This is a genomic window from Streptomyces sp. NPDC041108 (assembly GCF_055592645.1).
Genome location: NZ_JBVIYK010000040.1, coordinates 1 through 17,657 on the forward strand (window position 1 = coordinate 1; position 17,657 = coordinate 17,657).

Annotated in this window: 15 protein-coding genes; 8 read left to right on the plus strand and 7 right to left on the minus strand. The window is 67.2% G+C overall.

The window, feature by feature from the left end:
* Window positions 1-825: helix-turn-helix domain-containing protein (locus tag ACZ6BB_RS41685; RefSeq protein WP_471620296.1), on the minus strand; the 825-nt coding region annotated here is incomplete at its 3' end.
* A gap of 120 nt (window positions 826-945) precedes the next feature.
* On the opposite strand from ACZ6BB_RS41685, the gene ACZ6BB_RS41690 reads away from it, so the two are divergent.
* The 4 genes from ACZ6BB_RS41690 to ACZ6BB_RS41705 all read left to right on the plus strand — a co-directional run bounded on the left by ACZ6BB_RS41690 (window position 946) and on the right by ACZ6BB_RS41705 (window position 3,832).
* On the plus strand, window positions 946-1,155 hold the full coding sequence (locus tag ACZ6BB_RS41690) for a hypothetical protein (protein WP_471620297.1): 210 nt from the start codon (window positions 946-948) through the stop codon (window positions 1,153-1,155).
* A gap of 618 nt (window positions 1,156-1,773) precedes the next feature.
* Window positions 1,774-3,141, plus strand: coding sequence for a replication-relaxation family protein (locus tag ACZ6BB_RS41695; protein WP_471620298.1), 1,368 nt, complete (start codon window positions 1,774-1,776; stop codon window positions 3,139-3,141).
* Window positions 3,142-3,228: 87 nt separating this feature from the next.
* Window positions 3,229-3,501, plus strand: a complete 273-nt coding sequence (locus ACZ6BB_RS41700; RefSeq protein ID WP_471620299.1) for a hypothetical protein — start codon at window positions 3,229-3,231, stop codon at window positions 3,499-3,501.
* A 73-nt stretch (window positions 3,502-3,574) separates the two neighbouring features.
* Window positions 3,575-3,832 (plus strand): DUF6207 family protein, encoded by a 258-nt coding sequence (locus ACZ6BB_RS41705; protein ID WP_471620300.1) that lies wholly within the window; start codon window positions 3,575-3,577, stop codon window positions 3,830-3,832.
* Here ACZ6BB_RS41705 and ACZ6BB_RS41710 read toward each other — a convergent pair.
* Together ACZ6BB_RS41710 and ACZ6BB_RS41715 are read right to left on the minus strand one after the other, a co-directional pair.
* Window positions 3,810-4,685 carry an ATP-dependent DNA ligase gene (locus ACZ6BB_RS41710; protein ID WP_471620301.1) on the minus strand — a complete coding sequence of 292 codons (876 nt, stop codon included), beginning with the start codon at window positions 4,683-4,685 and terminating at the stop codon, window positions 3,810-3,812. The genes ACZ6BB_RS41705 and ACZ6BB_RS41710 overlap by 23 nt on opposite strands.
* Window positions 4,686-4,773: 88 nt before the next feature.
* Window positions 4,774-6,462 carry an SIR2 family protein gene (locus ACZ6BB_RS41715; protein ID WP_471620302.1) on the minus strand — a complete coding sequence of 563 codons (1,689 nt, stop codon included), beginning with the start codon at window positions 6,460-6,462 and terminating at the stop codon, window positions 4,774-4,776.
* A gap of 290 nt (window positions 6,463-6,752) precedes the next feature.
* Here ACZ6BB_RS41715 and ACZ6BB_RS41720 point away from each other — a divergent pair, with 290 nt between their 5' ends.
* The gene (locus ACZ6BB_RS41720) at window positions 6,753-7,796 is read left to right on the plus strand and encodes a YaaC family protein (RefSeq protein ID WP_471620303.1); all 1,044 of its coding nucleotides are present in this window, start codon (window positions 6,753-6,755) and stop codon (window positions 7,794-7,796) included.
* 138 nt (window positions 7,797-7,934) lie between these two features.
* The gene (locus ACZ6BB_RS41725; protein ID WP_471620304.1) at window positions 7,935-9,074 is read left to right on the plus strand and encodes a hypothetical protein; all 1,140 of its coding nucleotides are present in this window, start codon (window positions 7,935-7,937) and stop codon (window positions 9,072-9,074) included.
* Window positions 9,075-9,157: 83 nt separating this feature from the next.
* On the opposite strand, the gene ACZ6BB_RS41730 is transcribed toward ACZ6BB_RS41725, so the two are convergent.
* On the minus strand, window positions 9,158-9,340 hold the full coding sequence (locus ACZ6BB_RS41730; RefSeq protein ID WP_471620305.1) for a hypothetical protein: 183 nt from the start codon (window positions 9,338-9,340) through the stop codon (window positions 9,158-9,160).
* A gap of 350 nt (window positions 9,341-9,690) precedes the next feature.
* Between ACZ6BB_RS41730 and ACZ6BB_RS41735 the strand changes: the two genes are divergently transcribed.
* On the plus strand, window positions 9,691-10,368 hold the full coding sequence (locus tag ACZ6BB_RS41735; RefSeq protein WP_471620306.1) for a hypothetical protein: 678 nt from the start codon (window positions 9,691-9,693) through the stop codon (window positions 10,366-10,368).
* 187 nt (window positions 10,369-10,555) lie between these two features.
* On the opposite strand, the gene ACZ6BB_RS41740 is transcribed toward ACZ6BB_RS41735, so the two are convergent.
* A complete protein-coding gene (locus ACZ6BB_RS41740) occupies window positions 10,556-10,810 on the minus strand; it encodes a hypothetical protein (RefSeq protein ID WP_471620307.1) in 255 nt (84 codons plus the stop codon).
* Window positions 10,811-11,234: 424 nt separating this feature from the next.
* Here ACZ6BB_RS41740 and ACZ6BB_RS41745 point away from each other — a divergent pair, with 424 nt between their 5' ends.
* A complete protein-coding gene (locus ACZ6BB_RS41745; RefSeq protein WP_471620308.1) occupies window positions 11,235-12,578 on the plus strand; it encodes a WD40 repeat domain-containing protein in 1,344 nt (447 codons plus the stop codon).
* Between the two features lie 54 nt (window positions 12,579-12,632).
* On the opposite strand, the gene ACZ6BB_RS41750 is transcribed toward ACZ6BB_RS41745, so the two are convergent.
* Together ACZ6BB_RS41750 and ACZ6BB_RS41755 are read right to left on the minus strand one after the other, a co-directional pair.
* Window positions 12,633-15,137, minus strand: a complete 2,505-nt coding sequence (locus ACZ6BB_RS41750; RefSeq protein ID WP_471620309.1) for a helicase associated domain-containing protein — start codon at window positions 15,135-15,137, stop codon at window positions 12,633-12,635.
* Window positions 15,138-15,177: 40 nt separating this feature from the next.
* Window positions 15,178-15,735: a hypothetical protein gene (locus ACZ6BB_RS41755; protein WP_471620310.1), complete on the minus strand. Its 558-nt coding sequence runs from the start codon at window positions 15,733-15,735 to the stop codon at window positions 15,178-15,180.
* Window positions 15,736-17,657: the final 1,922 nt, after the last annotated feature.

A 17,657-nucleotide genomic window follows, 5' to 3' on the forward strand; every position in this document is an offset into this window, starting at 1 on the left:
ATCCAGCGCCACCCGGAACTCATCGACGGCTGCCTCACCGAAACCGGCCTGACCCTCAACCCCGGCACCCGAAGCTAATCCGACAAGGTCAGTAGGTACTCGGGTGGCCAGGTGAATGTCGTCGATGGTGACGGTGGTGTCGTCCTTCGTGCTGAGGTTCAGGTACAGGTGGCCGGCACCCCAGGTGCCGCCTTTGTTCTTCTGGGTCGTCACGACCGAGCGGAAGTCCTGGCTATCGGCGATGTAGTCCGTCAGCGGCTTGCCGTCGGCTGGCATGGCGACCGATGTGCTGCCGTCGCAGGTCTTAATGATCGGCCACGTCGACGTCATCAGCAGCGGATCCGAGGCAGCGAAAGCGGAGGGCGATGAGCCTTTATCGGACGACGGGCTGTTGCCAGCTGCGTCGGAGCCATCGACTAGCCATAAGCGCATGGCTACAGCAGCTCCTGTAGCTACCGCAACAGCTGCCGCGATCAGCAACACTCGGCTTCGATACCTTGACGACGGGGACGCGGCTGGCGGTGGATCGGCGGGGGAGACTTCAACAGGCTCCCGTACAGATGCCGTCCCCTCGGGGACTGTTTCCTCCCAGAGCCGGTGCAACTCCGCGATCTCTTCTGCACTGAATCGGAGCGCTGTCGCGATGGCAGCGACGGTGTTCCAGCTAGGCCGGTCGAACCGGTCACTGAGGGCGTTGCTGACGGTCGTTCGTCCCAGTCCGATCTTTGTGCTCAGTTGGGTCTTGGTCAGCCCCTGCGTACCCAGACGCTCGCGCAATCGCCGTCGTAAGAGTGCCAGTGCCTGCGTCGCTTCGGCATCCTCCACGCTTCGCCCCTAACCAGAGTGCCGTTCAGGAGTGTTCATCTTCGTATGGCGGTCACCTGCCGCACACGCGAATCGGCAAGGTCGCTGCATCACGCCCGTCCAGCAGCTGAGGAGTCTGCCGTGCCGTCGTCATACACCGTCGTTCTCACCGTCCTGGCGGTTGCCGTCGCGATAACCATCTCGTTGCTGGCTGCCTTGGCGGCGGGCCTGCTCGCCCGCGCTGACGGAGCTAGCCCGGCAGCGGCTGTGAGCCGTGGTGGCATCGCCTTCGCGGCCACTCTTACGCTGCTTGCCCTCATGGTCACCACAGTCGCCGGTCTTCTCACATGACGGTGAACACGTGCGATGCCGGAGACGACGTGAACTCACGCAGGCATCGCCGACGTTCGAAACCGGCTCGCCGCGATGGCCGACTCGCTGCGCAGGGCAGCGGGTCACCGGAGCAATATCCACGTATCCGTGCCCGCACCGCCCACCCCACCCCATGCTCGTGCGGGCACGCCACCGGCGCCGTCACAGGGCCAGTGGAGGACGCCAACGCACAGGGGAGAGACCCGGGATGATGACCGACCGCCGGCACCCGCCGTACGCTGACCGCACCGCCGAACGGCCGGCCGCGCGCCCAGCGCCGGTAGGGCTGGTCGGCCGGGCAAGCCGCCGCTGCCTCCTGCCGCCGACGCTTGCGTTCCCACTGCCGTACCCACTTCCGTGTCCGGCGCGAGCGCTGACCGCATTTGCCCAGACCACCACGGCTTTTCGGGACTGCGGCGCTGTGTCGCATCCCTCTTCTCTCCTCCTCTCACTGGCCAAGCCCTGGGAAATAGGTGGGGGTGGGGTGTCAGTGGCGGAGGCGATCATCGGGTTCAGGGCGCGCCTGGTGCCCTCTGCGGCCGGGCGGGGCCGGCGCCCGGCCGGTGGCCGGTCGCGACGCACCGGAGGGCGGGGCTGATGGCGAAGCGCAAGGCGAACGAGGCGGGATCGTCGACCGGACTGCGCGCCGATGTGCTGCGCGCGCTCGGGGTGCTCAAGGCCGCGACGGCGGACCAGATCCAGCGGCTGTCCTCACCGCACCTGACGTACCGGCACACCCTCAAGGAGACGCCAGCCAAGCGGAAGGAGGCGCGCACCGCCTCCCACCGCGGCGCGCTCCACGATCTGCGCAGGCACGGCCTGTCCGTCGACGGCGGCCGCACTCGAGGCGGGGAGGAGGTGCGCCTGCTCACCAAGGACGGGCTGGCCGCCGCCGGGCTCGAGTTGGACCGCGGGCCGGAGGAGATGGGAGGCATGCCCAAGAGCGCGGGCCGCTCGGGTGCCTCGCACGCGATGACGGTCAACGAGACGGTCCTCGCGATGATCCGTCCGAAGCCCGACCTGGATCTGGTGGCCGGTGAGCCGGCCGAAGCCATCGCGGCCGCCCAGGCCTGGGTCGACGCCCCCGACGGGATCGGCAGCATCACCTCCTACGCCACCGAGGTCGCCCTCCCGGCGACCGGCACCTGGAGGAACCCCGGCGTCGGGTGCGCCCGGGCCGACGTCGTCCTCACCGCCCCGGAGGTGGGGCTGCCGCTGTTGTTCATCGAGGCCGACAACTGCACTGAGGAAGCCCCGGTCACCGCGGCGAAGTTCGACAAGTACATGCGCCACTTCCACCGGACGGTGAAGGACACCGACGGCCAGGACAAGCCGATGTGGCGCACCCGCTGGTCCGCCCCCGATCCCCAGTGGGGCGACGCGACGCACCCGCCGGTCCTGCTCGTCTTCCACCAGGCCGGCAAACGGCCCGCGCTGCAGCAGATGAAGAACGTCGCCGACCTCACCCGCGAGCACTGGCAGGGCCAGTGGGCCGAAGGCGGCTTCCGCATCTACAACCAGAAGATGCCGATCGTGGCGACCACGCTGGAGCTACTGCGCGAACACGGCCCGGCCGGACCCGCGTTCTGGCGCTTCGGCCGCGAGGACCGACAGAGCCTCTGGGACGCGATCGGCAACCCCCGCCGCGATGCCGCCCTGGTCCGCCGTGACGAAGAGGCGCGGCGCCGTCTCGCGCAGGAAGCAGCCGAACGCGAGGCTCAGCGTCCGGCGTGCGCCGACTGCGGGAGCAAGTTCACCGACGACCGGTGGAAGGCCAGCACCACCGTCGACTGGGGCCGCAGGGACAGTCACCCGCACCTGTGCGACGACTGCAAGGCGAGGGCGCTCGAGGCGGAGCGGCAGGCGGAACAGGCCGAACGCGAACGCGAGCGCCAGGAGCAGGAGCCCCAGGAGGAGGAGCAGGCCTCGAAGGCCCGCGGCTGGCTCGGACGCTGGCGCAGCTGACCCGGGTGCCTCCCGGCAGCGCGAGGGCTTGCCCAGCAGCCCCTGGGCAAGCCCTCGTTGTCGGTGGCGGCTGCGACGCTGAACGACATGGACAGCGACGATGAGCAGGTGCTACGAGGCCGGATCTACGGCACCGACCACGACCATCCCGGCCCGAAGCCGGGACGCAGCTACGCCGAACTGGTCGGCGGGCCGCTGGACGGACTGCTGCTCGACATCACTGACTGGAGGCCGGAGGAGATCGACGACGGCGTCTCCCTCCTCACGGAACTCGGGCAGTTCGGCCCCGGGGGCCGGGCGCTGTACGACCCGCGCCCCGGCAACCCGGCCCGCTGGGACTGGGCAGGCGACAGCCCCTGACCACCCGCCACTCGGTCGGGTGAAGACACCGCACCGGCGGAACCCGCTCGGCAGCCCGGGCGTAGTGCCGTACATGGACCCCATCAACGAGGCGCACGTGAGTGAGCCGGGCCTGGTCGTCGTCGACGTTGCGGCCGCCGACGACGACACCGCGCTCGCCTTCCAGCAGCTGCTCGCCGAACGCTGGGCAACGGCGACAGCGGAGCGGACGACGCGGGATGCGGGGGAGCCCGGCGTCCGGCTGCGCTGCTACCTGGACCTGCGCCAGCCGATCAGCCCGGGTGGGCGGGGCGAAGCTCTGCCATCGGTCAGCGCAGCCGCATCACCGTGACGACGGCGTGCCGGGTCGTGCCCGCCACGACCTCCACCACCACGTTGCCGATGGCGGGCGTAAAGGAGTCGCCGGCTTTCGTGAACGCCCGCCCGGACTCGGGGACCAGGCGCGGGCCGACGACGGACGCGAGTGCCGTGGTCAGCCGCTGGGACAGGGCAACGCGTCCGTCAGGGAGCCGTACGGCGAGGGCCTTCGGATGCCGGGTCGTGCCGGTGAAGCCGACCACGGTGGCGTCGACGGTGTCCGCGTGCCTCACCTTCGCCCACACACGGCCGGACTTGTAGGCCGACCGGAGCGGCTTGGCCACGATCCCCTCAACGCCGGTTCCTTCGAGCGTCTCGAACCAGAGCAGGGCCTCCTCGAGGTCCGTGGTCGACCACACCGGCACGATCGGCGGACCGACGTCGGCGAGCACGTCCAGGAGGACCTGGCGGCGCTCCGTGTACGGACGCGGCCGAAGGTCGGGGAAGCCCGCCGCAGGGTGGGCCAGGATGTCGAATGCCACGTACGTCGCCGGGTGTTGGTCGGCGAGCTCCCTCGCGCGGCGGGGGCGGGACAGCGCGCGGGACTGCGCCGCGGCGAAGCTGATCCGCGCGGTGCCGTCGTCGGCGGCGAGGTACACCACGGCTTCGCCGTCCAGGATCACGCCGGGCGGCAGGTTCATGGCGGCCACGGCCAAATCCATCCAGAGCGCAGTGACGTCGCGGCCGGTCCGCGACTGCAGCCGGACACTGTCCTCGGTCCGCCACAGCACGGTCCGGTGGCCGTCGACCTTGATCTCGTAGGCCCACGGTCCCGTCGGAAGCTGCGTCACCGGGCGTGCCAGGGCGACGTCTACGGGCCACTCCACCCCATCAGCCTGCGCCCCTGGGACACCGGCCGCCTGCTCGCGTACTCCGATACCCGCATGGGGCATGCCTTCTGCGCCTGGCCGCTGGTCACCTCGGCAGCGTCCTGGCCCATTCTGCGTATGTGGCTTGGACTGCTTTTCTCGCGGTGTGAAGACGTTCAGCGTCGCCGTTCAGGAAGCCTCTTCGCAGGAGCAGATGCGAATCTCCATGTCGGTCCAGTTCCTGCTTGAGCCAGATTGCTGGAGCGAGGCGGTATCCGTCGTATCTTGTGCCGCGGATGTGAGGCCAGTCGAATCCCTCGCCTGAGTCGTGCTGCACGATCAGGCGCAGGAACTCGAAGCGCTCCCACGTGTCGCGGTACGCCGTCTCGCCCAGCATGAGGTGCTCCGTGAAGACGGGGCGGAGCTGGAGGTGAAGGTGTTCCGCGCCGTCGAAGCCATGACCGATGGTCGTCTGCGGGTCGAGGAGCGCAGCGGCGGGTAGCAGCATGTTGGTCTTATACGGGTGCTGAACCTGAGGCTCGCTGAGAACGCGGACCAGGGTGCGCCAGCGTTCGGCGGCGAGGGCGGCGATGCCCGCCGCGTAGATCACCATGGTGGCCGGGGCTTGGGCAAGCCGGATCAGGGCCTCATCGCCTCCCCCGCTGACGGTGCCGAGCTGCTCGATGTCGCGGATCCACCACCGGTCGGTCTCCTCCTTGCCCCAGTAGGCCGTGGTCGCAACCAGAGCGAGCAACAGTTCCGCTTCGGCTTCTAGCACTCCGAGTCTCCGGCTGTGCTCGTTGGAGTCGGAGGACTGCCAAGGGCCACTGCGCAGAGGGAGGGCGGCGATACGGCTGGTCTCACGGCGCAACGTGTCGTGCAGGTTGATCGCCAGTCCGACCCCCGACAGGGCGCGCTTGGCGGAAGCGACAGCGACGGCGACGCTCGCTGGGTGCTGGCGGTCGGTGTCGGCGAGCGCGGCCACGGCGTCGGCGACCCGGGTGAAGAAGAAGTCGGCGTCAGCCCGGACGAATACGGCGCCACGCCGGACGAGGAGGTCCTGGGCCTCCTCGGGCAGCTCCCGAGTATCGGTCCAGTACGAGGTGAAGATTCGCGAGGGGCACCGGGACAGGGCGTTGCGCAGCGCAGGGTCCCACTTTGCGGACCAGCCGGAGATGACAAGCCCATAGTCGCTGAAGATGCGGTCCAGCAGCTTATCGACCGAAGGCGCGTACTTTTCGAGCTCCTCAGGGGTGTTGAGCATGCTCGTGGGGTTGAGGTAGTCGCCGTGGACGTGGACGACGAGGCACTTGAGGGTGTGCAGCGGAGCCAGGCCGGTGGCATCGTCCGGAGTGGCCACGACCGTCGGCTCGACGCCCTCTTCCCGGAGCGCGGTCTCCATGAGCCGGTCGAAGTTCGTCGTCAGCACGATGCGTACGAGCCCGGCGGCGACCAGTCGGGCGATCGCCCGGTGCGCGTCAGTGGGCTGCTTGCGACCTTCCTCGCGGTCTTCCTCGCTGGGCTCGAAGTAGGTCTGCAGCAGCGCCTGTCGCTCGTACGGGGTGTTCGCCAGACGGGCCAGGAGGTCGTCGTAGGTGGCCGTGCGGTTGAAGCGCTCCTTGTACCAGGTGTGCGGGTCACCGATCTCCGTGAAGCCTTCCGCCGCCGCCACGCTCCTGATCAGATCCTGCTGGACGTCCCACGCAGACGGCATGCCCGCCGCGATCGAGACGCCGGCCCCGAGCAGGACCGCATACCCGCCCGGGGTGGCACGCACAGAGAACGCGAGATTCACATGCGGTTCCACAACTGACCTCCACATACGACGACATGACGGAGCAGCGGTCGCATGGAGCGGCCCGTCCGTCCCCCATATTACCGTCATGGTGACGATAAGCGGAGTCCGTTCCGATCCCACCCTCAAGTTGCCCATGAGGGCGGGGCGGTCGGGACTGCAGCTACCCCCCTCCTGTAGGAGCCTTTAAATCCTCACAAGTTGTACTTTTCGCTTAGGTTCGCGCCCGCGTACGCGGAGGAAAAAATTCACCCGCGTCGTCAACTCAACAGCGGGTACCGTCCCGGGGCATGCGCATCGATCTCGACGCCGCTCAGGCATGGGAGCGGCTGAGGGCCAGCCGCTGGAATCCACCAGGCAGGGCCGACACCGGCTCCCGCCAAAAGACGTACGCGGCGGCCCTCGAACAGTCGGAGCAGACGTTCCAGGCTGCCGCCGCCGTAGGAACCGCGACGCGTCCCATGCAGGTCTTCTACGGCCTCAGCCAGGCTGGCCGCGCCATCGCGGCCGCCGCCTGGGCCCTCAAGGGCGAGGACTGGAACCTCACCTCCCACGGGATCAAGGCCACCGCGTTCCACCTGGACTTTCCCGACATCCCGGTCAGCACCGACCAGCACGGTGCCCGGGGCAGCTTCGTGAGGGTCAGCGAAGCCCTTGATTCCCCAGTGTGGGAGAAGGACCCGGTGCGCCTAGAGGACATGTGGGATCTGCTGCCTCCCAACCTCCGCTACCCGCTCACCACCAGGTATCGGCTCACCCCGCTGTTCGCGGACGAGGGCGGCATTGGCACGCACGAACACTCTCTCCTGAGCATCTCCGTGTGCCACATCCCCGCCCGGGTCGTCAACGCCGGCACTCGTCAGGCGCTGGCAGACTTCCTCGCCTCGTATCCGGCCGTTGCTCAGCACGACAGCTACGTGACCACCGGCGCTCTCAGCCTCGGCTCCGAGGCGCCTCCGGACTACGGCATCTACAACCGGGACAGAGGCGAGCTCACGATCAACTGGCAGATGCCCCCAGGGTCAGGATTCGACGGAATGGCAACCGGAGACGAACGACTGGCTCACCTGCGGTCCATGACCCGCAGCTACAGAGGAGACCGGTACTTCCTTCCCGTCCTCCCACGGATGGAGCGGGAGCTGCACCCGCTGATGGCCTGGTGGGCGGTCCTGTACGCGCTCTCCATGCTCTCCCGGTACCAACCCGCGAAGTGGGGATCGCTCATCAACGTGGACAGCAGTCAGTACGCGGTCCGGATCGAGCGGCTTCTGGAACGCGCCATCAACCACCTGCCCGTCCTGATCGCGGACGCCATCACTGAAGTGAGCACTTGATCCACGGCCAGCACAGCGTGGGGACCGCGGAGGTGGGGTTGCAGGGGCCCATCAACGGGGTTCCCAGCTCGATGGCGCTGCCGACCGGGCACAACCTACTCCGCCATCCCGGCCTGGCCGGCACCTTGGAGGCCGATGATGAACCGAAGCCTGTTTGACCTCGCTCGGAAGTTGAAGCTGGAGAAGGCCAGCCGCGAATTCCGTGACTTTCGTGAGGCCCATGGCTACACCGCCGCCCGCCGTCTCATGGACGAGGTGTTCGCCGACTTCCCCGACGTCGACCACAGCTTCGTACGTGAGTTCCAGACCGCCGGCTTCTCCGCTCGCGTCCTGGAGCTGGCCCTCTTCGCCGCCCTGTGTGAACAGGGCAAGGAACTGGACCGCACCAGCCCAGCACCGGACTTCGTCGTGCGCGGTGACGCCCCTGTAGCCATCGAGGCGACCACGACCAACCCGCCCCAGGGTGAGCCGGCCGAAGACGTCGACATCGCCTCCGCAGTGCGCCGTCTCATCCCCGACGAACTGGAAGCGGCGGAAGCGGAGTTCGTCTTCCAGATCGGCAAGGCCCTGCGCCGCAAGCTCGACCACCGTGATGCGCAGGGTCACGCCTACTGGGAGAAGCCGCATGTCGAGGGCGTGCCCTTCGTGTTGGCAGTGCAGTCCTTCCACAACCCCAGCGCCCTGTTTCACACCACGGGCCCGCTGTCGACGTACCTCTACGGGATTCGGGACGTCCCCACCCGTGACCGCCACGGCTCGCTCGTGCTGAACTCCCAGATCGTCACGGAACACCGGCGCAAGGGCAAGACCATCCCGAGCGGCCTGTTCGCCCAGCCCGAGGCCGAACACCTGGCCGCCGTGATCTTCACCAACAGCGCCACCGTGTCGAAGTTCTCCCGTATGGGAACCGAGCGCGGCTACGGGCCGGAAGACGTAGCGGTAGCCCGATGCGGGGCCATGTACGACCCCGACCCGGACGCGGCCCTGCCCGTGCCGTTCGGCTACGTCGTCGGTGACTACGGGCCAGAGGAACGCGAGACCTTCAGCGAGGGCTTCCATGTGCTGCACAACCCGTGGGCCCGCACGCCCCTCGCAGCGGGCGCTCTGGACGGTTTCACCGATCACCGCCTGCAGCCGGACGGCAGACTGCTCACCACCATCCGCCACCCCGACTACTTTGTCTCCCACACCATGATCATCCAAGGCGGAAAGGCGGCCCTGCCGACGGCTCGCCTTCGCGTTCAGCAGTATCTGGCCGGTGATGCAGGCCGCCGATAGCGCTCCTGCCCCACCACATTCCGATCGCGGGCCGACGACCGCACAGATGCCGTCGGCCACGCTCCCGGTCCAGCTCCTCGTTGTCAGCGCGACTGGATCCAGAGGCCTCCGTACGCGACGACAGCACCTCCGACTGCGGTTGCGGCTCCTCGGATCAGATGCAGGCCGGCCTCGTTGCGGAGCCGCCGGGCGCGCTTGGCCCACCGGGTCCTCGATGGGAGGGGTTCCGGGTCCGGGCTGTTGCCCGTACGCTCGGTCTTGGACATGCGCTTCTCCTTTGTCGGGGATGTCCGGTCTTCTGTAGACGGCTCCCTGCCCACCAGGGGGCCGTCGCCGTTTCCGGTGACGACCACGCCGTTGCCCACGCCTTGAGACGTTGCCGACTCGCGGGGTGAACGAGAACAAAGAAAGCACCTCGAAACACGCTCTGACCAGCGGAAACGTCTACTTGTTGAAAGAAGTTCGCCTGAGTCGACGGGGGGCAATGCGTGTCCTCATGAGGCAACTCGGGTCTTCCCTAGTTCATTTGGGGCGTCATGCCATGTCTTCCTGGGTTTTCATGTGTCGAAGTGGGCTGAGGTCATGGGAGAGTTGGCGGGTGCCTCAGATGTTGCGGATGCCCAGCAAAGCGGACCTTCCTCCTGGGATCAGGCGGGAGTTTGCAGTCGAACTGCACGACTACTTCAAGCAAGCGGGACGCCCCTCGCTCGCCCGCATCGCTGCGGCGACCAGTGCCGTGGATAATCCGCTGCCTGTGAGTAGAGAGACCATCCGGCGACTGCTCACCGGGCAGACGCTCAGCACCTGGGAGAAAGTCGACGCGGTTCTTCGCGCACTGTGCAAGCTCAGCAACCAGGACCCTGAGAGCCTGCGGTGGCCGGAGGAGTCGGGCGGCTGGAACGAGTCGGGCGATCCGACCACACGCAGACAGCAGCTGCAGCGGCTGTGGAACGATGCCGTCGACGGCATCGATCCAGAGGACCGACAGCCAAACAACGAAGGCCCATGGCTTCATGCGCGCCACCCTTCGGCACCTCCCGCGCCGAACGAGGGCATCTCGTACGACCCGTCCTTCGACGCCAACGAGTCAGAGGAGCAACAGCCCATCGGCGAAAGCCCATGGCTTCATGCGGCGCCTCCCGCGACCAACAAGGACATCTCGTACGACCCGTCCTTCGACGCCAACGACTCAGAGGAGCAACAGCCAATCAGCGAAAGCCCATGGCTTCATGCGCGCCCTCCTTTGGCACATCCCGCGCCGAAGGAGGGCTACTCGGACGACCCACCCTTCTGAGATCACGACGGATCAGCCACCTACCGGCCTGGTCACGGTCACCATCACAGAGATGAGTAACTGATCCAGGCCGCTGCCCCGGACGACCCGCCGTGGGCGTCGCGGCGGCCACGCCACGAGTTCAGCGCCTATCGACGTTAAGGGCGGCGAGGCCGGGCAGGGTGGACCAGCCCGACCCCACCGCAGATCAGCCGATCAGCTTGTGCAACACAGGGACGCTGAGCCCGAAGGAGCACAAACCTGCGGCGACAGCCTTGGGCACGGACTTCTCGGTGAGGAACACGAGCCCGCCCATGACGAGGCCGATGATGCACGCCGCCAGGAACACCACGGCGGCGTGCACCGACAACAGCGGGGCCTCCAACGGCAGCCCCGCGCTGGGCGGGCCGGGCGGTTCGGGTTGGGCAGGTACGGGGGAGTGCGGGTGCGGGTCCCGAGCCATCGGGAATCTCCTACGAGGCGGAGGAACAGAGACGGCGGACACCTGTCGTGGTGTCGTCCGCGTGGGGGTGGTGCGCGCCTCGCGGTCGGCGGTCCTGCTGCTCTCTGCCTGAGAGCGTCCCTGTGGGGCTTCGGCCCGAGCCCAGGGTGGCGTGTTCAGCGTAGCTGTGATCGGCGCGGGTGTTCCCTCGGTCGTCTGGCGAGTTGTCATCACTGGTACCTCCTGGGCACCTAGTCGAGCCCAGCCCCGGCCGTTCTCCTGCACAGCGCGAAAAGACGCACACACAGCCGCACCGGCGTGGATCTGCACGGTTCTCCAGCTAAATCCAGCAGACATCAGCATTTTCCGATGATCTGCACAGGTAGCTCTCTAACCTGGGAAGACGGCCGGGACTGCCGTCGCCGTACACGGACATGGGGGCGATGTGCGCGCAGCCAAGGGCGACTTCGGACGGGAGCTGAGGCTCGCTGCTGCAGAACTGCGCACGCTCAGGGCGCTGCACGGTGACCCGACGCTCGCACAGATCGCCGGCCGGGCTCCGCGTGGCCAGCACCTGTCCGCCTCTGGGATCAGTGCGACCCTGCGGGGCCACAGCCTGCCCAGCCGCGACTACTACCTCACCCTGGTCCGCGTCCTGCTGGCCTACGACACCAACAAGGTCGCCTCACTACAGCATCCGGACCTACCCCAGTGGCGGGATCGCTGGCAGCGGCTGTCTCTGCTGCGGCACGCACAGAACAGCAGCGCCCCCGCCCGACTGATGACAGAGCATCATGCCGCTCTGTCCGAGCAGGTCGTCCTGGCCGCGCTGCGGCGGGGGCAGCATGTGCAGTTGCCGCCGACCGCCGAGGACCTTGGTGGGGTGTGGGCAGTGGCGTTCTCCCCGGACGGTCATCTCCTGGCCACCGGACACGGCGCCAAGACCGTGCAGCTGTGGGACACCGTCGCACAGCGCCGGGCGGGACCAGCACTCTTCGGACACACCGGCCGTGTGACGAGTGTGGCCTTCTCTCCCGATGGCCGGCTCCTGGCGACGGGAAGCGAGGACGCAACCGCCCGGCTGTGGGACGTGGAAAGCCGGACCCTCATCGCAGAGCCCCTCCATAGCGCCGGCTTCGTCGACAGCCTCCTCTTTGCCCCCGACGGCCAGTCCATCTATGTCCAGGGGCGCACGATCCGCCGGTGGGACATCGCCGACCCCCGCCAACCACGAAAAGCGGAGAAGCACTTCGCTAACAATCTCACCAGCGCCCCAGCCCTCACCACCGATGGCCTGCTGATCACCGGCCATGCCGAAGGCGTTGCCCAGGTCTGGAAGGCGCAAGAACAGACGAGGATCGATGCCCCCCTACATGGCCATGCATCAGACGTCACCGCTCTGGCTCTCGCACCAAGCAGGGGCGTCCTGGCCACCGGCAGCGAAGACATCCAGCTCTGGGACGTACGCACACGGCAGATGATCCACGAGCCACTCGAGTGCCCGGGTGACATGGTCACGGAGATGGCGTTCTCTCCGGACGGACGCATTCTCGTAGCCCTCAGCGGCGACAGGGTCTCCGCTGACCCGGAGGAGCCGGACTTCCGCTTCAGCATCTGGGAAACAGCCAACTGGACTGAGCTTCCCAGTCCGCAGATCGGCCACAGCGGCCACGTGACAGCATCAGCCTTCTCACCGGACAGCAGACTCTTTGCCACGGGCGGCGCAGACGGCCTGCTACGGATCCGAACCCTGCCTACAGTCACATCGAACGAACCACCAGCGACCTGACGGTCCTGAGGGGCCAGCATCACCCGAGGCAAGCCCGTCCACCTGCGCGCGAGCTTATGTTGTCCAGCGCATGCCGATGGCAGACAGCTGCTCCACGCGCTCCGGCGTCAGTGTCGCGGCCCTGCTCCGCTGGTTGCCGATCCATGCCCCGAGCCGATGCTCCCGTTCCTCCTGGTTCTCGCCGACGGTCCGTTCGATGTGCTTTCTCGGGACCTGGAGGTGTCCTTCGCGCTCGTAGAACTGCTTGGCTGCGGCGTAGTTCATCGCCCACTTGTCGGCCTGCGTGCGGCGCGGCGGCGGCTTCTCGTCCTCGGTCGCGGGTGTGATCCCGAGGACCTGTTCGCACATCCACTGCTGCACGGTCGTGAGCTGGTCCCACCCGAGCCGCACCGACTGCACCCACCGCCCCAGATCCTCGCCCTGGCGCAGAACTTCGCCCACCGTGGTGGGCAGCGCCTTGCCCGCGTCCAAGTGGAGCCGGACCAGGTGGAAGCACCGCTGCCACGTCACCGGCCAGCTCGGGCACCAGGACGCGTCGATCTCCTCCAGCTGCTCGCGCCGCTCGTCCGACAGCGCCCCGGCCGACGACTCCACCGGCAACCCCTCCGCACGCCGCTGCTCGATCTCGGCAGCCTTCCGGGCTGCGGCCCGCGCGTTCTTCACAAAGATCCCCACCTTCGCCCCCTGGAAGGTGGCGTCCAGCGGGGCTAGGAGGTGCCCGTGTTCGGCAGCCCACCCGCGCGCGGCGGACAGGCCTTCCTCCCACGCGACGTCGAAGTGGCTCCAGATCATGCCCAGCTTCTCCAGCTGGGCGACGCGGTCCTCGTCCATGTCCCCGCGGGCGTAGAAGCGGCGAGCGTCGGCGATCCACTGCCCCAGGGGGAACCCGGCGAGCGAGGCCGGCCAGCCCTCGGCTTCCGCCTCCTGGTCGTCGACGGCGGGCACGCGGAACGTGAACGGCACCTTCAGGTCGCCGTGCTCGCGGGCGTAGATCACGGCGGCCTCCACACCGCGCCGCCAGTGCTCGTGCTCGGGGTTGAGGACGCGCAGGTTGATGAACGCGGCGAGGGCGGCCGGGTCGCGGGGCGTGGAGAACTTCAGCAGGGCCTTGGCGGGGCCGCTGACGCTTCCGGAGCCCTCACCGCTCCCTTTGGTGCTCTTGCCGCTGTCGTCCTTGCTGACGGGCTTGTAACGGCTCGGGGCCTGCTGCTCCGCGAGGCTCTCCACGATCCGCGCGTCGTGCGCCCGCAGCGCCTCCAGCAGCTTGGCCAACCCGCCGAAGGCACGGGAGGTGAGCATGTTGTCTGCCGTCTCGCCCGGCCCGAGCAGTACCGGCACCACGAGCGAGGCCACCTTGCCCTCGCCCGGCTGCATCCGCAGCGCCCGGCCTACGGCCTGGACCAGGTCCGGCATCGACCCGCGCACATCCGCCCAGTACACGGAGTCGCAGTTCTTGGTGTCGACGCCCTCGCCCAAGACCTTCACCGAGCACAGGAAGCACTTCTCCACGACGGTGCCGTCGGTGGCGATCCCGGCCGCGAACTCTCCGAGCAGCCGGCGGCGGTGGAGCGGCTTGTGGTCGCCGCACAGCCAGTCCGCCCAGATCGTCTTGGGGTACAGTTCGGGGTCGGATGCGTGCAGATGCGCGGCGACGTCGGGAAGGCCGGCCGCGAACGCTTCGGCCTCGCGGACCTGGTGGTGGAAGACCAGCGTGCGGCGGAAGCCCTCCTCCGCGGACGCCTTCACCAGGGCGGTCTGCAGAGCCGCGAGCCGCGCCCCGCGCACCTCTACCGAGCGGCCTTCGGCGCCCAGGAGCTGCGCGGCCTGGAGCGCGGTGTCGGTGACGTCCACGCATACGACCTGGTAGGGGGCACAAATTCCCCTGTCGATGGCCTCCGAGAGCGTCAAAGTGAACGCCCTGCTGCCGAACGGCCCGTTGGGGTCGTCTTCCATGCTCGCGACCAGCTCGCCCGGTGCGCCGGCCTCGTCCTCGTCCCCGAGCTGCCACAGCCGGGGCGTGGCCGTCATGTAGAGGCGGCGCAGGGAGGGGATCTTCTGGTTGTCGTGAACGACCGCCCACGGCTTCCCGATCCGGCCGGAAACCCGGTGGGCTTCGTCCACGACGATCAGGTCCCAACCCGGAAGGCCAGCGGCGTGCGCTCGCTCCAGCGTGCCCAGACCGAGCGAGGCGTACGTGGCGTATACCGTGACCTTGTCCAGGCCGCGCGTCCACTCCACCAGCTCGTCCACGTCCGTGGTGTTGGGGAAGGACACTTCCTCGCCCCGCAGCGAGGACACCCCGATCATCGGTCCCCGGCGGCCCCCCTCGCGCCACGCGGCCTCCGTCTGGGCGAGCAGGTCCAGCGAGGGCACGAGCACCAGCACACGGCCTGCGTGGAGCTCTTCGGCGCTGCGGGCGGCGACGAGGGTCTTGCCGGATCCGGTCGCCATGACCACTTGGGTGCGTAGCCCTCGCTCGGGTGTGAGCGCTCGGGCGGGCAGTTCGAGGGCTCGGAGGATCGCGTCGACGGCTTCTCGCTGGTGAGGTCGTAGGTCCACGCCAGGCTCTCCTGTTGGTTGGGGCTATGGACTGTCTGCGTTAGGTGGCGTTGTAGGCGAGCTCGGCCAGCTGAAGGGCGTCGGCCAGGCTTGTCTCGTCGGTGAGGTCGACGCTGACGCGGTATTCCCGGTGCCCGGTGGTGAGGGTCCGGGCAGACTTGATGCCGAGCTCGTCGAGCTGCTGCTGGCTGTAGCTGAGCCGGAGATTGATGGTGCTGTACTCCGCGTAGACGTAGGCGAAGCCGCCGAACTGGGATCCCTGCCGGCGCAGGCGCAGGTAGCGGCTGTAGTCCAGGGGAGCGTCGGGCAGTGCGTTCTTGCGCTTGATGCCGTAGACACCGACGTTGTCCCACCGGGTCGTCTCATCGAGGAACCGGACGAACAGGCCGGGAGCCGGGCTGCGGAGCAGCAGCTGACGCACCGTTTCCTGTCCCTCGTCAGCCACTCCCGGAATCCGGGCGGGCAGAGTCCCGCTGTCGCGGCCGTCGTCGGGGACTACCGAAACGGCACCACGGTGGTGGTTGGTCAACTCCTTCAGTACCTGCGAGGCATCCAGCTCCTCAGGAGTGCCCTCGAACTGGAACACGGTCACCTTCATGAGATCCCCTCCAGGCTGACTTCCGCGCACTCTACCATTAACTATGTGTAGCCAGTCCAGCTATGTATAGTTGCTCTGGATGCTCGCCGGGCGGACAGTCACGGGGGAGACGTGAACGGGCCCGTTTCAGCACCGTGTTGGGGCTGTGATGGCAGAAGGCTCCGGCGGACGGCGCCGCGTCCTCCAAGGGAGTCGAGCCACCTTCTCTCACATGAGGCGCGCATGACACCTGGGCCACCCTACGGATTTTCGTAGGCACCATGAGGACCCGGCTCTCAGGCTGGATATCGGGCCTGCCCAAGTGCGGGGCCTTTTACCAGCACCCTTTTAGGCACAGAGAGGCCTGGCCCGTTATCCAGAACACGTCACTGCATCAGGGTGAACAGCAGCCAGAAAGAGCGTTATGAAAACGTTATAGAGGAGTTTTTGTAGTCGGACGCTCTGAACCTTTAAACAGGTTTTCGCAGCTCACAGAAGGGAGCTACGGGAAGAGAAGGGCGAAAGTCGGTAAGCCTCTTCTTGCCGAAGAGGGGGCGGGGACCTGCTGGACGAAGATGTTCCGTTCAGCGCCGCTGTAAGCTGTCTGCCAGCATGAATGAGAGGGAGCTCCCCGCCACCCCCGAGCCGGCAAGCATCCAGGGGTGAACAGTGTGCTCCCTCTCTCGACTCCGAACAGTTAGGACGAAATCGTTGTGTTGAATTATACCCTGCCGTTCCCTCCGAAATGCATAGAGCATCATTTGGGGAACAGTCACCTAGCTCAGAAATGTGGGCGGTGAAAGAGATGGGAACGTTTGAAGAGAATACGGATCCCTTCTTTGAGGTAAGGCTTGGAGAATGGCACCTAGTCATCAACAAGACTCCGAAATGGCCAGTCGAAATCGGCAAGCGAATCGCACTCGGAATCGGCATCGGAATCGGGTTTAGCATCGGAGGTATGGGTATCCTGTCGCTGGTCTCAGATTTCAGCATCCGGTAATGATGAGACCTTAGCTTAGCGACGAAAAGGCCTCGTCCTTCTGGAGTGTTCCCCTGGGGAACACTCCAGAAGGACATCTGCCGTCACTTCACATACGAGAGCAGAACACGTGGCTAGAAGCCTTTATCTCTAGTCGCGCTAAGCCGGCTAAGCGGCGGGTGGGGTATGTTCCCCGCGGGAACACCTGCGGCCCGTAACGCGGTACGGGCACTCCATGCCTTCCTCTTCCGACTGGTACGTCGTCAACTGTTCTTCTTGGTCTTCAAGATCATCTGAGCGTGGTAGCTCGCCTTCGGGCTCTGCAAAAGATCTTGCAGGGGTTATTTATTGGTTCCAGGGCCAACAAACTGATTCTTGATAGTGGCCACTGCTGTTCTGCTATCTACTTCTCCCCGATCGCCAGAAGGCTCTTCAGCGCCTCGGAAGCATGAAATGTGCAGGTAAGCGCGGTGGATCAGGCTACGGATCACATCCGTCAAGATCCCCTCTTTCCCTCCATGACCCCACGCTGAGGGGGAGCGACACGACTGAGCACCGGTGTGTCCTGAGTCCAGACTGTATCTGAGTAACAAAATGAAGCAAGAATTAGTCAAACTGGTGGCACCGCGCAGCCTCCCTTCCCTCTCTCTCGATTGACCCGCCACCCCCTCCCCTCGCCGCCCGGGCCGAAGGCCCGTTGGCCGCACCGCGCAGCGGGGCCGGCCTTTTGGCCGCGCGTAGCGGCCCGGGTGGCTGGAGCGCAGCGTAAGCCACCCTCGCGGGGCCCGCAGGCCCGCAGCCCCGGGAGCGCAGCGAACGGAGCGTCACCAGCCCGGCGCAGCCGGGCTGGTGTGCTGCCCGCAGCGCGGGCAGCACCGCTCACGCGGAGCGTGAGCGCAACACCCGCGCGCAGCGCGGGTGTTCGCTTGCATATCGCGCAGCGATATGGTACCCGCTCCGCGGG